The following is a 16753-nucleotide window of genomic DNA, read 5'->3' as shown; positions in this document are numbered from 1 at the left end:
CGTCCTGACCCGCGACGCGCCGGAAGCCGACCCAGGGACTCGCCGGGAGTCGCCCCAGGGACTCGCCCGGAGTTGACCCGACGACTCGCCGGTAGTCGACCCTGGAACTTACCCACAGCCGACCCGGAGGCTCGCCCACACTCGACCCGGAAGCTCGCCCGCACCCGCCCACAGCCGACCCGGAAGCTCGCCCACAGCCGACCCGGAAGCTCGCCGACAGTCGGCCCGGCGACTCCCCGCAGCCGACCAGCGACTCGTCCGGCTCACCGGAGGCCGGCCAGGCGGCGCACCTATGGTCGCCTGGCCGGCAGCTCGCCGGGGCCCGGCCGCCCCATAACCGGCAGCTCGTCGGGGCCCGACTGACCCCGTCACCGGCGGCTCTCCGGTGCCTGGCCGGAGGCTGGCCGACCGCCTTGTAGCTCATCTTCCTGTAGCTCATTCGCTTATGACGCTTCCGCCTGGTGTCCCAACTCTCGCCTTATCCTGACCGGCGCCGCATCAATGACGCAAGCCCCGATCCGTGCCCTTTTTATTTGTTGTGCACGCCCACAAACATCTCCGAACATTGGTCAGAATTTTCGTATTGAGAAATGGCACGAAGATCAAATAGTGGTTAGGGCAGATGGTGGGGTGAAAGGATTTACGTATGCGGCAGCTACAGTTTTTCACCACGGCCCAACTGGCCACCATGCGTGATAGGACGAAGCGCCGCAACTATTCCCCCGAGGCCGAAGAATTCCGCCGCGAGCACGCACGGCACAGGGAATGGGGACTGGCGCAACGGCATGCCCGCAAGCTGCACCGGCGATACGGTCATGTGCCCGATGACGCGGAGCTGATAGCAATCTGGAACGAGCGGATGGCCACGGCCGTAACCGCCGAGCCTGCCCAACCAGCCGAGCCCACCAAACCAGCCCAGCCTGCCCAACCAGCCGAGCCCGCCGAGCCCGATGGAGGTGCACGCCAACCGGAGCCGACGCCGTCCGGACCGGCTGACCAGCCTCCGCCGAAACCGAAACCGAAACCGGACCGGGAGCGGGAGCGGGCTCCCGCCGCCGTGCCCTACGCGGTGCAGCCTGAGCCAGCCGAACTCCAGGCAGCCAGGCCCAGGCCGACCAAGCCCAGGCCGACCAAGACCAGGCCGACCGAGACCAGGCCGACCAAGACCAGGCCGACCGAGACCAGGCCGACCGAGCTCAAACTGGCCGAAAAAACAGCAGAAATGACCAAACCTGCCGAGACCAGAGCGTCCGAGCCCACGACAGCCGAACCCAACACGACTGAGCCCACGACAGCCGGCGCGAAAGCGGGCGGGCCCACGACAGCCGGGGCGAAAGCGGGCGAACCCGCGCCAGTCAAGGCGGGGCCAGCCGAGGTCAAGGCGGGGCCAGCCAAGATCAAGTCCGAGCCAGCCGAGGTTAAGGCGAGCGAGTCGGCGAAGTCGAGGCCGAAGCGATCGGAAGGGACGCGGCCGAATCACGGCTGGCCAGTACGGCGCCGGGTGAGTTGCGTCGGCAGGAAGGCAGCAGCCAGAGCCGCCCGAGGGAAAGTCGCTACAGCCGCCCCGGGCAAAATGCCTGCCGGGGCCCTCCCGGGTGAATTCGCTTGCCAGCTTCGTCCCGTGAAGTCGCGTGCCAGAGTCGCCCCGGGCAAAATCACCACCAGAGGCGTCTCGGCAAATCGCCACCAAAGCCCTCAGGCAAAATCGCCACCAGAAGCGCTCCCAGCGAATCTTTGCCGACGCCCCTGGCAGTCGCGACCAGATCGCCTGGGGCCATCGCCGCCGGCCCGGGGTCGGATTGCCGCCGGGAGCGGTGCCCGGTGCGCCTTGCACAGGGGTCCGGACGGGTCGCCTCGGCGCTGGAGGAAACGTACCGGCGGGGGCGCGAAGAGCAAGCCGCGAGGCCAATGCCAGCCGCGGGGCCCGGGGCTATCCGACGGTCCGCATTCGCCCGGCGTGGTGGTGGCCGCAGCGCCTGGACCGGGCGTGCCGATCACACGAGCCGGTAGGCGGCGGAGTCCACGGCGCGCTTGACTGCCTCGCTTGTCTGTTCCGCGTCCAGTTTCCCGGTGTCGATGGCGTGGTGCTCAAGATCTCCGAGCCGTGCGAACGCCTGGTGAAGGCCCGTGATCGCGGCGACATCCTTGAGCTCGTCGCCGACGCGTTGCTTCGCTCGGGACAGCGTGGTGTCAAGATCGGGACGGAGGACGACGTAGGACAGCGACAGTTCGGCCTGCTCCGCCATGGCGAGAAACGGCGGCAGGAACCACGGTCCGACGATCCCGTCGACCACCACGTCATAGCCACCACCGGCAAAGGTCGCGACGGTGCCGACGATCGCCGCGATGACCACTTCGTTCTGCTGCTGCGCCGCGGGCAGAAACGGGGGGACGAAACCGGTGCGGATCGCGCGGTAGAACAGGTCGGTCGTCAGATGAACCGTCGGAACGCTCGCGTTGGCGGCGAGAAGCTCGGCCACGGTCGTCTTTCCCGCGGCGGGCGGCCCCGTCAGAATGATCACTTGGCTGTTCACAAACTCGAAGCTAGTCGCGCAGACTCGGAGAGGGCAGTCTTGTCTTTTCACCCGGACGCAGCCGCCCGGACGCAGCCCCGACCCGGCCCCGGGCTCAGGTGCGGGCCAGCAAGGCTGCGCTCCGTTCCCAGAGGTCGCGCGGCGCCACCTTCGACTTCACCGTTCTCGGCTTGCCGGTTTCGTAGTAGCCGCCCGTCGTCCAACTCTCGCCCGGTTCGGATGTCGCCAGCCACACCAGCCGCCTCGCCGCCCTGTCCGGCGAGGCGAAGGCCAGGCGCGGCAGGGGTGAGCGGAACAGGGTGCCGATCGGGCTGCGGCTGTTCTGGGCGAAGTTCGAGGCGATCGCGCCCGGGTGGAACGCCACCGCCGCGATGCCCTGCGCGCGGTAGCGGCGGTCGAGTTCCTCGGTGAACAGGACCAGTGCCTGCTTGGCGTTGCCGTAGGCGCGCACCGGCGAGTAGCGGTGCTCGTTGTTCAGGTCGTCCGGGTCGAGGTGGGCGCTCAGCCGCGCGGCGTTGCTGGTGGTTTGGATCACCGTTGCCCGGCCCGCGGTCAACGCTTCCAGCAGCAGGTTGGTCAGCAGGAACGGCGCCAGATAGTTCACCTGGAAGGTCAGCTCGAAGCCGTCCACCGTCTCCGTGCGCGGACCGAACATGGCTCCCGCGTTGTTCGCCAGCACGTTGATGCGCGGATGGCGGGCACGCAGGTGCGCCGCCAGTGTGCGTACGTCGTCCAGCCGCGCGAAGTCGGCGGTCAGGTGTTCGGCGCCCAGGTCGCGTGCGACGCTGCGGGTTTTCTCCTCGGACCGGCCCACCACGACCACGCGATGCCCCTGCTGCACGAGCCGGCGCGCCGCGGCGGCACCCATGCCGTCGCTCGCGCCCGTGATCACCACCGTCTTGGCCGACTGGCTTTCCCGATTCATGCCATCACAGGTTATCGATAGCCCACCAGCCGGCGCCGGCCCGTCGGCAGGGTCGCCCTCGGCTGCCTTTTCCCGTACGCGTGGGGCGCCGGCTTTGCCACCGAGGCGAGCCCCGGCCCCCGCTGAACCCCGGCCACGCCCCACTGAACCCCGGCCACGCCCCACTGAACCCCGGCCACGCCCCACTCAACCCCGGCCACGCCCCGCTGAACCCCGGCCACGCCCCCACTCAACCCCGGCTGCGCCACCCTGCTGAGCCCCGGCCGCCCGTCACCACGGCCCGGCCCGCCGTCAGCACCGGCGGGACGCCGCCGACCCACCGCGTCGAGCCGGCGGTGCCGCCACACCCGGCAGGCCCGCCGCACCCGGGAGAGGCGCCGCGCCCCGGAGGCGGGCCCGCTCGCCGTCCTCGCCGCGCTCGCCGTCCTCGCCGCGCTCGCCGTCCTCGCCGCGCTCGTCTTCCTCGCCGCTCGCCGCCGGGCCCTCCGGCGGCAACGTCTCCACGAACGCCATCAGGATCTCCGCCAGCGCCGCCAGCCGGTCATCCGGCACGAACGGGTATCCGTGATGCGGCAACAGATCCGCCACCGCCTCGGCCAGACTGGCAGGCGATGCGGCAGCGTGGTGAACCATGGCCATGAGCTCTCCCCCGACGAGGCATAATGGAACGATGGCACTAGACCCACGCTAAGACTACGTGCCATAGCCTATGTGCCGTATGCCATTCATGCATCCCTCATGCCCCTAGCCTCATGACATGGCCGGGAAGTTGCGCCTCATGGGCGCCGGCGAAATCCAAGAGCGCCTGGGCGTGAGCCGCACCCGGGCCTACCAGCTCGTGGCCCGACGGGACTTCCCCGAACCATACGCCGAACTGCAGATGGGCAAGATCTGGCTGGCGAGCGACGTCGAGGACTGGATCAGGGTGAACCGCCCCCACCTGGCCGACGACGCCCCCTGACGAGACGCCCCCGGTTACGCCCGCGCGCGCAACCCGGACGTCGGCTTGCCCGCCTGGCGGCCCACCGTGCCGCGCGCCGGCTTGCTCTCGCTCAGCTCCACCATCTCCTTCACCACCCGGACCCGATCCCCGTACGCGGAAAGGCCCCGAGCTTCGTACGGCCGCACCGGCGGGACCGCCACGTGCGAGATCATCGGGTGCAGCGGGCGGGAGTCCTCCTCGCCGTCGCCGAACAGGTCCTCGGCCAGCTTCTCCCCGTGCCGCAGTCCGGTGTAGACGATTTTGACCGGCTGGTCCGCCTGCTCCGCCATCTGCTGCGCCACCTGGGCGATGCGCACCGGCTCGCCCATTTCCAGCACCAGGGCTTCGCCATCGCGGCCGATCGCCGCCGCCTGGATCACCAGTTGGACCGCTTCCTGCACGGTCATGAAGTAGCGGGTGACCTCCGGGTCGGTCACCGTGATCGGGCCGCCCGCGTCGATCTGCGCCGCGAAGGCTTTCAGCACCGAGCCTCGGCTGCCCAGCACGTTGCCGAACCGTACGCTCAGGAACGTGCCTTCGGTGATCATCGCGGCGTACGCGGTGAGGCGTTCGGTGATCCGCTTGGAGTATCCGAGCACGCTCGTCGGGTTCGCCGCCTTGTCGGTGGAGATGTTCACGAACCGTTCGACGCCCACGGCCGCCGCCGCTTCCAGCACGGTCTGCGTGCCCCACACGTTGCTTTTCACCGCTTCGCCGGGGTGCGTCTCCAACAGCGGCAGGTGTTTGAGCGCCGCCGCGTGGAACACCACCTGCGGGCGGCGTTCGGCGAAGATGGCCTTCACGCCTTCGGCGTCGCGCAGGTCCGCCAGGATGGTTTCGTCGGTGTCCAGCAAACCCTTGCCACGCAACGAGAGCTGCACCGCGTGCAATGCTGACTCGTCGCGGTCCAGCATCATCAGCTCCGCCGGGCCGAACCGGTCGAGCTGCCGGCACAGTTCCGAGCCGATGGAGCCGCCCGCGCCGGTGACCAGCACCCGCTTGCCCTTGAGATATCCGGCGATGGCGTCCAGGTCGGTGTCGATCTGGTGCCGGCCGAGCAGGTCGCTGACCTTCACGTCGCGCACGTCCGCCGCGCGCACCGTGCGGTCCAGCAGTTCGCCGACCGGCGGCACCACCTTGAAGGAGGCGCCCGCCTCCAGGGTGGTGCGGCGGATCTCGCGGATCACCGAGGCGTCCACATTGGCCGCCGCGAAGATGAGCGTACGGGCGCCGGTGTGGCCGATCGCCGCGGCGATGTCACCGCGGTTGCCCAGCACCGGAACCCCGTCGATGCGCAGCCGCCGCTTGGCCGGGTTGTCGTCGAGGAAGCCCACCGGGACGTACGCGCTGTCCCGGTCCCGCAGCATCGACCGCACCAGGCCCTGACCGGCCGACCCGGCGCCGAACAGCAGCACCGGGGTGGCCTGCGCGGCGTCCGGGCGCAGCCGGCGTTCGTGCTGCAACCGGCGCAGGTAGCGGGCGCCGAACATGAACACCAGCGCCACCGGGCCACCCACCAGCGCCGAGCTGAGCGGCACCGGCCGGTCCACCATCGCCAGGTCCACCGCGAACAGCACCAGCACCACCGCCAGCACCGTGGTGAACACCGCGCGCACCTCTTCGAAGGTGCCGAAGCCGTACCGGCCGCGGTAGAGGAACTGCTGGTGGCCGATCACCGTGTGCATGATGACCGCGGCCAGCACCGCCACCGCCGTCGCGGACAGCGGGGCGGCGCGCATGTCCAGGTCGAAGCGGGCCACGATGGCCGCTCCCAGACCCACCACCCAGGCGCTCGCGTCGATCAGCCACGGGCCGAGCATGTGGGGTTTCGGCGCCGCGGGCGTCGAGGCGTCGTGCTGCGCTGCGGAAGTCATGACTCCCCTTCCGGGTGATTTCTCGTCCCCCATCGGAGTTTCTGCGCAGCGAACCATCGCCAAAACGGTTATGGGCCGTTGGTTTTCCAGAGCTGCGCTGCGCACGGGCTCACAGGGACAACGCGCAACGCCGTTCGGCATACATGCCCGATTCGGGCGACAAGCCTGGCCGTACGGCGGATCCGGGACACGAATAGAGGAAGGCGACCCGATGGACCTGCGCGATTATTGGCGTGCCATCAGGAAGCGATGGTGGCTGGTGCTGGGCGCCGTCGTGGTGTCCGCCGGCGTTGCGGTGACCGTCACACTGCTCACCCCTCCGCGGTACGCCGCCTCGGTCACGTTCTTCATCAGCACCCGCGGCACCGAGGTCACCCAGGCGTTCCAGGGCGGCCAGTTCGCCCAGGACCGGGTGAAGTCCTATGTGGACGTGTTGACCAGCAACCGGCTCGCCCAGGCCATGGTGGCCGACGGCAGCGGCTCCAGCGCCGAGGAGATCCAGGAGTCCATCAGCGCCCAGGTGGTGCCGGACACGGTGCTCGTCGAGGCCACCGTCACCGACGAGAACCGCGCCCGCGCGCTCGCCCTCACGCAGAGCCTGGCCGCCGAGTTCCCGAAGCTCATCACCACCTTGGAGACCCCGCCCGGGTCCAAGGTGCCCACCGTCGGGGTGCAGATCATCGCCGAGCCGAAGCTCGCCGACGCGCCCGTCTCCCCGCAGCCGGTGCGCAACGTCGGCCTCGGCCTCGCCCTCGGGCTCATCGTCGGCGTCGGCGCCGCCGCGCTGCGCGAATCGTTGGACAGCACCATCCGCGGCCCCGAGGCGTTGAGCGCCGCCGCGTCCGCGCCGGTGCTGTCCGCCATCCCGTTCGACGCCAAGGCCGAGAAGTCACCGCTCATCACCGAGGGCAGCGCCCAGTCCAAACGCGCCGAGGCGATGCGGCAGCTTCGCACCAACCTGCAGTTCGTCAACGTGGACCGGCCGGTGCGCAGCTTCGTGGTGACCAGCGCGATGGCGCATGAGGGCAAGTCCAGCACCGTCTGCAACCTCGGCATCGCCTTCGCCGAGGCCGGCCGCCGGGTGTGCATCATCGACGCCGACCTGCGCCGCCCGAAGATCGACGAATATCTCAACCTGGAGGGCGCCGCCGGGCTCACCGACGTGCTCGCCGGCCGCGCGAACGTGCGCGACGTGGTGCAGCCGTGGGGCAAGTCCGGCCTGTGGGTGCTGCCCAGCGGCTATGTCCCGCCCAATCCCAGCGAGCTGCTCGGCTCCGGCAACATGGCCGACCTGCTCACCGCCCTCGCCGCCGCGTTCGACGTCATCATCATCGACACCCCGCCGGTGCTGCCGGTCACCGACGCCGCCGTGATGTCCACCCTCGCCGACGGGTGCCTGCTGGTCACCCGGCACGGCAAGACCACCACGTCGCAGGCCACCGCCGCCGCGCAGGCCATCACCGCGGTCGGCGCCAAGCTGCACGGCTGCATCCTCAGCATGGTTCCGGCCAAGGGCGCCGGCTCGTACACCTATTACACGTACGGCTACACCGAGAACTCCGACGCGAAGTCCGCCGAGTCCGTCGCCCCGCCGGTGCCCGCGAAGCCGTTCCCCGCCCGCGCGCCGCAGCCCTCCCCGCAGGCCGTCACCCGGCCGGTGCCGGTCACCCCGGTGCAGCCGACACCGGTGCAGCCGACACCGGTGCAGCCGACACCGGTGCAACCCGGCCCGTCCAGCCCGGCCCCGCCGGTGACACCCGGGCGGGGGCAGTCCGGCGGCGCGCGGCATCTGCGCGGCGTCGACCCGGAGCAGACCGCCGTGCTGCCCGCCCCGCACACGTACCACCCGGACCGCGCCGTCTATGAGGGCACCGCCACCGTGCGCCCCAACGGCACCGGCAACGGCCACACCAGCTATGGCGACGACGTCAGGCGCCGCCGATGACTCCCACGATCGTGGACAGCGACGCCCAGATGTCCCGCGCGCACACCCGGAAATCCTCCACCGGCCGGCCCACCGGGTCCGGCAGGTCATCGTCGGCCGCCGTGCCCGCCGGCACCCGATGCCGCACCGCCGCTGCCTCGTCCACCAGCGCTCGCATGCGGTCCGCCGGGCTTCCGTCTTGCGACACTCCCCCGGCAGCACCCGACAGCCGGGCGAACTGCCGCAGCGTGTACGCCCGACGGGTCACCACCGGCGCCAAACTCACGCACGCCGCCCGCTGCTCCCGGCCCGCCGTCAACACCAGGTCCGAGGCCGCCAGCAAGGCTTCATCCACCGTACGGCTGGCGAACCCGTCCGCGTCGATGCCGCACTCGTCCAGCACCGCCGCACTGTTCTCATGCATCGGCGACCCCGGATACGCGTGCGTGCCCGCGCTGGACACCACCACCCCGGCCGCCTCCGCGCCGACCGCATCGTCGAACGCCCGCCGCGCCAGCCGCTCGGCCAGCGGCGACCGGCACAGGTTGGCATGGCACACGAACAGCAGCCGGAACTGGTCGTCGCTGTCTCGCATCGTTCTCCACTCGTCGCGCCGCGCGGTCGGCGGCTCTGCTTCCGGGAAGGAAACGCCACGATGACCGATCGGGTCTTGTTGTCGTCGCCCGACGTCGGACACCTCGAAGAGTCCTATCTCGTCGAGGCGCTGCGCTCCGGCTGGGTCGCACCCGCCGGCCCCGCCGTCGAAGCCTTCGAACGTGAGGTAGCCGCACGCTGCGACGTCCCGCACGCGGTCGCGCTCAGCTCCGGCACCGCCGCCCTGCATCTTGCCCTGCTCGGGCTCGGCGTCGGGCCCGGCCGCACCGTCGTCGTTCCGACACTCACCTTCGCCGCCACCGCCAACGCCGTCGCCTACACCGGCGCCCAGCCCGTCTTCGTCGACGTCGACCCGCGCACCGGCAACCTCGACCCCGCGCTGCTCGACCAGGCGTGCGCCGAGCTCGGCCCGTCGCTGGCCGCCGTGCTGCCGGTCGACCTGTTCGGCGCGTGCGCCGACTACGAGCGCATCCTCCCCGTCTGCGACCGGTACGGCATTCCGCTCATCGAGGACGCCGCCGAAGCCCTCGGCTCCACCTTCCGCGGCCGGCCCGCCGGATCGTTCGGCAAGGCCGGGGTGCTTTCCTTCAACGGCAACAAGATCATGACCACGTCCGGCGGCGGCATGCTGCTCACCGCCAGCCGCACCCTCGCCGACCACTGCCGCTACCTGTCCACGCAGGCCCGCCAGCCCGTCGCGCATTATGAGCACGTCGACGTCGGATACAACTACCGGCTCAGCAACCTGCTCGCCGCCCTCGGCCGCGCCCAGTTGCACCGCCTGGACGAGATGATCGGCCGCCGCCGCGCGCTGCGGGACCGATACACCAAGGTCTTCTCCGCCGTCCCCGGCGTCACCCTGCTCGGCGCCGACGACCCGGAGGCCAACTGCTGGCTCACCAGCATCGTCGTCGACCCGCAGACCACCGGCTGGACCGCCGCCGACCTCGCGCAGCACCTGGCCGACCGGAACATCGAAACCCGGCCGGTCTTCAAACCCATGCACCTGCAGCCGGTCTTCGCCGGCGCCCGCGTCGTGCTGTCCGGTGCCGCCCGGCACCTGTTCGAGCACGGGCTCACCCTGCCCAGCGGCTCCGCCATCACCGAGCTGCAGCAGCGCCGCATCTTCGACGCGCTCACCGAATTCCTGGGGAGGTCTTCATGAAAAGCGCACGCCCGCACGACACCGTGCAGCGCACCATCGACATCATCGTGGCCGCCGTCATGCTGATCGTCACCGCACCCGTCATGCTCGCCGTGGTCATCCTGGTCGCGTGGCGTCTCGGCCGCCCGGTCTTCTTCCGCCAGCAGCGACCCGGCCTGAACGGTCGCGTCTTCACCATGGTCAAGTTCCGGACCATGCTTGACGTCGACCCCGAGCGCGGCCTCATCACCGACGCCGACCGGCTCACCCGGCTCGGCAGGATCATGCGCTCCACCAGTGTCGACGAGCTGCCCACCTTCATCAACGTCCTGAAGGGCGACATGAGCCTCGTCGGGCCGCGCCCGCTGTTGGTCCGCTACCTCGACCGCTACACCCCCACCCAGGCCCGCCGCCACCTGGTCCGGCCCGGCCTCACCGGCCTCGCTCAGGTCCGCGGACGCAACGCCCTCTCCTGGGAGGACAAGTTCGACCTGGACGTCTGGTACGTCGACCACCGCAGCCTGAGCCTCAACGCGCGCATCTTCGCCGAGACCGTGCTGACCGTCGTACGCCGAGACGGCATCGCCGCCGAGGGCAACGTCACTATGCCTGAGTTCTTGGGCACCGCCACGTCTCGGCCCACCATCAGCAATGCCTGAACCACTCGTCATCATCGGCTGCGGCGGTCACGGCCGCGAGATTTACGGCATCGTGCAGGACATCAACGCCGCCCACGGCGACCCGTGGAAGATCCTCGGGTTCGTCGACGACTCACCGAGCGAGGTGAACAAGCGGCGGCTCGCCAACCTCGGCGCGCCGCTGTTGGGCTCCGTCGCTGCGCTCTCGTCCCTGCCGAGCGGCTCGCGCTACATCATCGGCATTGGCGCTCCGCGTATCCGAGCCACGGTGGCGGAGAAGGTCGAGCCGTTCGGATTGCAGGCCGCACGCTTAGTCCACCCCAGTGCAACGATCGGGATCTCGTGTGAGGTCGACAAGGGCGTGGTGCTCTTTTCCGGCGCCAGAGTCACCACCAACGTCCGACTGGGCCGGCACGTCCACCTCAACCAGAATGCCACGGTCGGCCACGACAGCGCTCTCGCCGACTTCGTCAGCGTGAACCCGCTCGCGGCGGTGTCGGGCGACTGCCGCATCGAGGACAGCGCACTCATCGGCACGACTGCTGCCGTGTTGCAGGGGCTACGAGTCGGTGCAGGCGCGACCGTTGGGGCAGGTGCCTGCGTCGTCCGCGACGTGCCAGCCGCCGCCGTCGTCAAGGGCGTCCCGGCTCGCTGAGGTGGGCGGCCATCTTTCTGACCACCCACCTCTGGCTGGCACAGCGGCGGAACATCGTCACGCGGCACCCAACGCCGCCTGCGGCTTCGATCGTGAAAGCTCAGACGCCGACCAGCGGGCAGAGAATCGCAGCCTCCGCCTCGCCCTCCGGGTCCGGCACGAGCACCTCCAAGAAGTCGCAGATCGACTCTTGCAAGACCGGTAGAAGCTCGTCGGGGACGAACGGGAGGCCAAGGTGCGCGAACAGGTCAGCAACAGCCTCAGCAACCTCAGTCGGGTTGGCTTCGATCTCCATGTGTGTCTCCTCTCTGCTGTGAGACAGCATGGCCCGGCTTTACAAGTAATGCAAGCAAGGCATGGGTAGCCAGCATGGAGTCGACATCTGCCTGCGAGGGTTTCCGCGTGGGATACCGCGGCCCGCTGTGGCGATCGATCCGAGAGGATCTGCGACACAAGATCAGCGTCGGCACCTACCCTCCGGGAACCAAGATCCCTAGCACCCGCGAGCTGGCGGACCACTACGAGACGTCCCCGGTGACGGTGCGCCGAGCCATCGACACCATGATCGAGCTCGGCGAGCTGGTTGGCCGCCAAGGAATCGGGGTCTTCGTCCCGGGAGCGGACGAATCCTCGCCCAGATGATGCGTGATTGAACCTTCAAGCCGAGCTTGGCGTCAAGGCCAGCACGGGGGCAGCGGTCAACAGCCTTCTCCCGCTGCGGCAGTCGCCTCATGCTGCTGCGATGTCGCTTCAACAGGTCTTGCGCGATAACACCGACACCTTGACATCTGCGGTTGGCGCATGTCACCACCTGTCCGCCGGGTCAAGGCAGTGCATGGAGACAGGCCCCGCTTAGACCATGGGCGGCGCCGAGCGGCGCGCGCGAGGTCCAGATCAGCCGCCCGCCTGGATCGATGGTCAAGTGAACGCACGCAGCGCTTACGGTGCCCTCCGGGTTCATACGGCTTCCTATCATGTAAGCGGTCCATTGGAATCAGGGAACTCTTTCACCTAGGTCGGTCGCGTATCGATGTCGGCAGGACGAGGATGGCAAGCGCGATCATGGTTGCCGGTTGGGGCAGCAGCACTGCTTAGCCTTGAGCTTTCGGGTCTTGAGGGTGGCGACACCAAGGCTCGGCGACCTGACGGCTCCGCGACAATATGCGTGCTCACCCTCAGGCCCGGTATACCAAAGTAGTGCGGCCTCTGGTCGTGCACACAGTCGGTAGGGATCGCCAATAGCGAAGCCATCAGCGAGACAGGTATTGGTCTAGCGTCGCGTAGGTGAGCCATGGCCACCAAGGGTCGACTGCCGGGATCAGGGTGCCTCCACCGAACTTACTTGAGCGACATCCCTTGACCCTCGGTCCGCGTGGCCGATACGGAATATATTCATGTTTATAGGTTGCGGCTGCTGCCCACGCCTAGCGGCCACGATCCTGCAGGCCATCCTCGTCCTGCACCACGTCGAAGCCGACCGCTACGCAGGTTGAAAATGGCTCCCTGTCTAAACCTGGCGTTCGAGCCAAAGCCCTCATTTGCCGGCACTTGATTCGGAAGAACCAAGGCGGCGGAGCACCAAAAGGACTGGCGCCGAAGCCACTAGCGTTTGTATTGCACCAACCAATGAATCCGGGTAGGTACTCGTCCAACCAAGCGGCATAGCGATCACCACTGTGATCACAACTATTCTGTACGGGCCAGGTCCGCCACGAGACCGAAGCAATAGGACAAACAAAAAAGACGACGCCGCGCCAAATATCAGCAATCCGGTTGACCCATGAAAGAAGTAAACGTTTCCAAGTGCGAGAAAGTTGTACGACGAGGTCCTAGTGCCACCTAGATATTGGTTAATCAGGTTTCCCGAGGAAAGTGCCGGACGTGCTGAGTCTAAAACCCTGGGAACTAGTCCATACCTGAGAATATCATCAACACCAACAGAACCGGGCATTTCGACCGGAACAGCGAACACCGATACCTGGGATACTTGCTCGTCGAAGCGAAGTCGATCAACCGCCGAGAAGTCGTCATCAACGGACACTCCGCTATTCTCACGAACCTCGTTCCTAAGCGCATAAATGGTCGGCCAAGCCACCGCAATTGCAACGGCAGCTACCACCACGACCCTCGTCTGAAGAGCACCGAATAGTAGCCCCACAACCGCTACGAGGCCAATAAAGTTTAGGACAGGCTGCGTGATCGCAGTGATACTAGCAACAGCAATCTGCCCGCTTAGGAGAAGCGCCGTCCAGAGATAAAATTGCCTTGATGACGCACGTTTGCCCAGCCAAGCTGACACAAGTAGCGCAAAGCAAACATATTTCCAACCTGCCAACGGCGTAAGTAGAGAAACTACGGGAGAGGTCGGCAGCCTGCCCGTCACCTGGGTTGCAATCGTGCCCCCTCCGAATGTCGCACTAATGATGTCCGCTGTCACACTCACAATAGCCACAATTTTTACTACTTTCATAATTTGTGGATAGCGAGAGTTTGAAGTTGCGCAACAACGTCCATTCAACGGAGAACGAAGAATAGAAAAGAGCAGTTCCACAGAGAAGGCACCCAAGAATGCAAGTAGAGAAATCAAAAAGACTACTTCACTGCGGGGATTTCGATAATATGCAGCCATAGGCAAAATCAGGAAAGCGTATGGCGCCACGAGCACACTGGTTGTTGGGAAACGCTGTAGTATGCGAGTTGCCCACTGTTGTGGCGGCATGGAATGGTTGGAGCCGAGATCAGGGCGCGGAACGCATCTCAAGTACAAGATTGAGTCATCGTGATCCTTTGAGGACATACCTCCCCCGGAATTATTTCGGACCTGACATCAGGTCAAGAAGAGGTCTGAAGCGCCAGAAAGAAGTAGAGGCTAATGATTGTGAGCAGCCCTGCTATACCGTGGTCACGACTCGAGCCTTACGCGTGGTGACGCCCAACTCTCGCCTCCTCCGAATAGAGAAGTAGCTCTTCCACCACAATGCTGCCCCTAGCCCCGAAATAGCCATCATTCCTGCAGCAGCGCCCCTAGTACCAAAATAGAATGCTCCAGTTAAGACGATTGCAATCCTCACCGGAACCATAAAAGCCTCAATGGTTAGACAACGCCGCCCCGCTCCCTTCACTCGATGTAGCGCGAAAGCGACTATTGTGAGTGCAGAGAATATCAACTCCCCGCCGATAAACGGAATAGCCTTACTGGCTTCTAGCCAGCTATCGCCCAAGACTGCAAAACCCAAACTGCTGGGGATCAGAGCTATCGGAACTGCCAATGAGGCAACCGACGCCGGAAGAAGAATAGAATACTTTATCGCCCTCACGTTTACATTTTTCTCACTTTGGAGGCGCGAAAGTCGAGTCATTATGAGACCACGCGCAGATGATAGCAGTAGGGTGCAAGGAGCAAGCGCAGTCCCTGCAGCCCTAACTCCACCGACCACTGAGGCATTCGAGACTACCGCCATGAGAGCAATCACTAACTGCGCGGCACCGCTTCCAACGAGATACTGCGCTCCGAAGGCAACGGCAGTTCTAGCTGTTCCTCTACACAGGCTCCAGGAAGGAAACAATTTCATTCCAACATGGACGGCCTGCAGGATTCCAATAAGTGCGCCGGAAATCGCCCACACGCTAAAAATGACTAGAGGCTGCACCGAGGTGACCAAAGAGGCCAGAAATGCAATTGCTACAGTTGCGGTCCAGACTGCATCCTGCGCTACGGCGAAAACAGCTCGCCCCATGTTCGCCGTGAACACTCTGAGGTGTTCATATATTGCCAGGCCCGGCATGGCAATACCAGCAACTATAACATAGGGGAGATTGAAAGCAAATCCGAGAGCGGCTGCAATGGCACCGCATAGTAAAGATACTAGGACGACGGCACTACTACCTGCCGAGCGAGCTGTGGAAGCATCATGAGTGGCTAGAGAATCCTCCGTAAAAGAAGCCCGGCACAGACCAACAGTGATTACGTAAATCGAGAATGCGAGGGAAAATATTCCAAAACCCTCGGCCGTAGAGTTTCGCGCTATTGATACAGCCAGAAGAAGGTTTCCAACGCTAGAGACTGCGTTAGCAGAAGCGCTCAGGAAAGGTCGCCGGAAGCTCGCTAAGAGTGCCATCCCTCCCGCCATCAAGATTAGGAATACCTTTCGGTCATGCGCGCTTCTTCGGCATTGCACAGAAGTTTCTCATAAACTGAGCGATATTTGGCAAACGTCGCATCCGAGGAGAATTTCTCCTCGCAGCGCTTCCGGCCGGCACGACCCATTGCGGGACCCCGGCCATAAAACACCGACAGGATGGACATTGCCAAGCCCTCTATGACTCGGTCTTCCCCATGCCTCTGCGGTACCAGGTAGCCCGTTTCACCGTTTGCCACAGTCTCTCTGCTGCCGTCGGTCTCGGTGGCGACAACAGGAAGTCCGCAGCTCATAGCCTCTAGGACGGAAAGCCCGAGCCCTTCTTCGTAAGAAGTTTGGATGAAAACAGAGGCGTCCCAGTATAGATTCATCAACTCCGATGGAGGAACATCCGAAATGATTCGGATGCGACCGCCGAGGCCAGAGGCTCGAATTCTGTCTTCGACGGAAAGGCTTAGTTTTCCTTTGCCCGCAATCACCAAATCAGGTACCGACCTGTCGTGATCCACAATCCTTTGATACGCGGCGATTAGCCGCTCCAGGCCCTTGCGGGGATCTGCAAGTCTGCAAACTGAGAGAATGTACCCGGTCCAATCTCGATCTGAAGGCTCACTAAATCGCAAGGTATCTATTCCGGGGGGAGCGAGTACCACGTTTCGATGACGCAAATCTCGCGCGTAGTCCACCATGGCAGAGTTCTCAGCCATGAAGAAATGAGAGGCCTTCATACCCGCTCTTTCTGCGGCTGCCACGCGCGGCTCTACCAACTTCGAAATAAGTGAGCGACCTAGTGGAAGGGTCTCATTCTTCCGAGCTCTTTCCCAGCAAGCAATCGTAGCTGCTTGCAACACAATTGGCTTCTTTGAACGACGGACAACAGCAGCCCAAGCCGGCGTTCCCGCCACAACTTGAATAATGTCGTATTTGGCTAGGTGAAGCGTCAACTCACGACGGGGCCGATAGCGCATGAATTCAATCTCTGCAACATTCGAGCCGCACCTCAAATGTTCTTTGTCCACGCCATTAGAAAGTAGACTCGGCTTTATCCATGTAGTCGGCGAGCTGAGGCGTCTACTCGCAGGATCACGCCATGACGTCGCCAAGTCTATGACATCGACTGCGTAACTGCTCTGTCGCATTTTACTTTGTAGCCACCTCGCGACGGCCGGAACTCCGCCACCAATCTCAAACCCGTGAGTTACCAGTGCGACCCGCGGTACGATCATTTCAACGCCCTTCCTTTTGCCGGCCCATGCCGCGGTAGGTCCAGCCGGCCGCGGTCCACAGCGGCTCGTCCAGGCAGTTGCGGCCGTCGATCACCAG

Annotated in this window: 16 protein-coding genes and 1 pseudogene; 7 read left to right on the top strand and 10 right to left on the bottom strand. The window is 65.5% G+C overall.

Going from position 1 to position 16753, the window contains the following annotated elements; genetic code table 11:
• Positions 1-1062 precede the first annotated feature (1062 nt).
• The 4 genes from IEY73_RS27280 to IEY73_RS27265 all read right to left on the bottom strand — a co-directional run bounded on the left by IEY73_RS27280 (position 1063) and on the right by IEY73_RS27265 (position 4098).
• Positions 1063-1200 carry a hypothetical protein gene (locus tag IEY73_RS27280; RefSeq protein ID WP_189082193.1) on the bottom strand — a complete coding sequence of 46 codons (138 nt, stop codon included), beginning with the start codon at positions 1198-1200 and terminating at the stop codon, positions 1063-1065.
• Positions 1201-1994: 794 nt separating this feature from the next.
• Positions 1995-2534 carry an AAA family ATPase gene (locus IEY73_RS27275; protein WP_189082222.1) on the bottom strand — a complete coding sequence of 180 codons (540 nt, stop codon included), beginning with the start codon at positions 2532-2534 and terminating at the stop codon, positions 1995-1997.
• A gap of 94 nt (positions 2535-2628) precedes the next feature.
• Positions 2629-3459 carry an SDR family NAD(P)-dependent oxidoreductase gene (locus tag IEY73_RS27270; protein ID WP_189082192.1) on the bottom strand — a complete coding sequence of 277 codons (831 nt, stop codon included), beginning with the start codon at positions 3457-3459 and terminating at the stop codon, positions 2629-2631.
• A 291-nt stretch (positions 3460-3750) separates the two neighbouring features.
• On the bottom strand, positions 3751-4098 hold the full coding sequence (locus IEY73_RS27265) for a hypothetical protein (RefSeq protein ID WP_189082191.1): 348 nt from the start codon (positions 4096-4098) through the stop codon (positions 3751-3753).
• Positions 4099-4216: 118 nt separating this feature from the next.
• Between IEY73_RS27265 and IEY73_RS27260 the strand changes: the two genes are divergently transcribed.
• Positions 4217-4420: a helix-turn-helix transcriptional regulator gene (locus IEY73_RS27260; protein WP_229716197.1), complete on the top strand. Its 204-nt coding sequence runs from the start codon at positions 4217-4219 to the stop codon at positions 4418-4420.
• Between the two features lie 14 nt (positions 4421-4434).
• On the opposite strand, the gene IEY73_RS27255 is transcribed toward IEY73_RS27260, so the two are convergent.
• Entirely contained in the window at positions 4435-6315 is a 1881-nt protein-coding gene (locus IEY73_RS27255; RefSeq protein WP_229716196.1) for a nucleoside-diphosphate sugar epimerase/dehydratase, read from the bottom strand.
• A gap of 211 nt (positions 6316-6526) precedes the next feature.
• On the opposite strand from IEY73_RS27255, the gene IEY73_RS27250 reads away from it, so the two are divergent.
• Positions 6527-8260, top strand: a complete 1734-nt coding sequence (locus IEY73_RS27250; RefSeq protein ID WP_189082190.1) for a tyrosine-protein kinase domain-containing protein — start codon at positions 6527-6529, stop codon at positions 8258-8260.
• Here the strand turns inward: IEY73_RS27250 and IEY73_RS27245 are convergent.
• On the bottom strand, positions 8244-8834 hold the full coding sequence (locus IEY73_RS27245) for an arsenate reductase/protein-tyrosine-phosphatase family protein (RefSeq protein ID WP_189082189.1): 591 nt from the start codon (positions 8832-8834) through the stop codon (positions 8244-8246). The genes IEY73_RS27250 and IEY73_RS27245 overlap by 17 nt on opposite strands.
• Before the next feature lie 60 nt (positions 8835-8894).
• On the opposite strand from IEY73_RS27245, the gene IEY73_RS27240 reads away from it, so the two are divergent.
• From IEY73_RS27240 to IEY73_RS27230, 3 genes are read left to right on the top strand one after another with little or no spacing between them, the layout of a single operon-like run.
• A complete protein-coding gene (locus tag IEY73_RS27240; protein ID WP_189082188.1) occupies positions 8895-10019 on the top strand; it encodes a DegT/DnrJ/EryC1/StrS family aminotransferase in 1125 nt (374 codons plus the stop codon).
• Positions 10016-10657 (top strand): sugar transferase, encoded by a 642-nt coding sequence (locus tag IEY73_RS27235; RefSeq protein ID WP_189082187.1) that lies wholly within the window; start codon positions 10016-10018, stop codon positions 10655-10657. Before IEY73_RS27240 ends, IEY73_RS27235 begins: the two co-directional genes overlap by 4 nt.
• On the top strand, positions 10650-11291 hold the full coding sequence (locus IEY73_RS27230) for a NeuD/PglB/VioB family sugar acetyltransferase (protein WP_189082186.1): 642 nt from the start codon (positions 10650-10652) through the stop codon (positions 11289-11291). The genes IEY73_RS27235 and IEY73_RS27230 overlap by 8 nt, the downstream gene beginning before the upstream one ends.
• Positions 11292-11391: 100 nt before the next feature.
• Here the strand turns inward: IEY73_RS27230 and IEY73_RS27225 are convergent, their stop codons facing one another.
• The gene (locus IEY73_RS27225; protein ID WP_189082185.1) at positions 11392-11586 is read right to left on the bottom strand and encodes a hypothetical protein; all 195 of its coding nucleotides are present in this window, start codon (positions 11584-11586) and stop codon (positions 11392-11394) included.
• A 74-nt stretch (positions 11587-11660) separates the two neighbouring features.
• On the opposite strand from IEY73_RS27225, the gene IEY73_RS27220 reads away from it, so the two are divergent.
• Positions 11661-11933: a GntR family transcriptional regulator gene (locus IEY73_RS27220; RefSeq protein ID WP_189082184.1), complete on the top strand. Its 273-nt coding sequence runs from the start codon at positions 11661-11663 to the stop codon at positions 11931-11933.
• Between the two features lie 770 nt (positions 11934-12703).
• A pseudogene (locus tag IEY73_RS27215) lies at positions 12704-12784 on the top strand (IS5/IS1182 family transposase); the annotation flags it as partial.
• 41 nt (positions 12785-12825) lie between these two features.
• Here the strand turns inward: IEY73_RS27215 and IEY73_RS27210 are convergent.
• The 3 genes from IEY73_RS27210 to IEY73_RS27200 all read right to left on the bottom strand — a co-directional run bounded on the left by IEY73_RS27210 (position 12826) and on the right by IEY73_RS27200 (position 16449).
• Positions 12826-13950, bottom strand: coding sequence for a hypothetical protein (locus IEY73_RS27210; RefSeq protein ID WP_189082183.1), 1125 nt, complete (start codon positions 13948-13950; stop codon positions 12826-12828).
• 232 nt (positions 13951-14182) lie between these two features.
• Positions 14183-15421, bottom strand: a complete 1239-nt coding sequence (locus tag IEY73_RS27205) for an MATE family efflux transporter (RefSeq protein WP_189082182.1) — start codon at positions 15419-15421, stop codon at positions 14183-14185.
• 5 nt (positions 15422-15426) lie between these two features.
• Complete coding sequence (locus IEY73_RS27200) at positions 15427-16449, bottom strand: glycosyltransferase family 4 protein (protein ID WP_189082181.1); 1023 nt, start codon at positions 16447-16449, stop codon at positions 15427-15429.
• Between the last annotated feature and the right edge of the window lie 304 nt (positions 16450-16753).

This window comes from Mangrovihabitans endophyticus (assembly GCF_014646155.1).
GTDB classification, from domain to species: Bacteria; Actinomycetota; Actinomycetes; order Mycobacteriales; family Micromonosporaceae; genus Actinoplanes; species Actinoplanes endophyticus.
The sequence above is the reverse complement of the archived record's forward strand: the minus strand, read 5'-3'. Positions and strand labels throughout refer to the sequence as shown.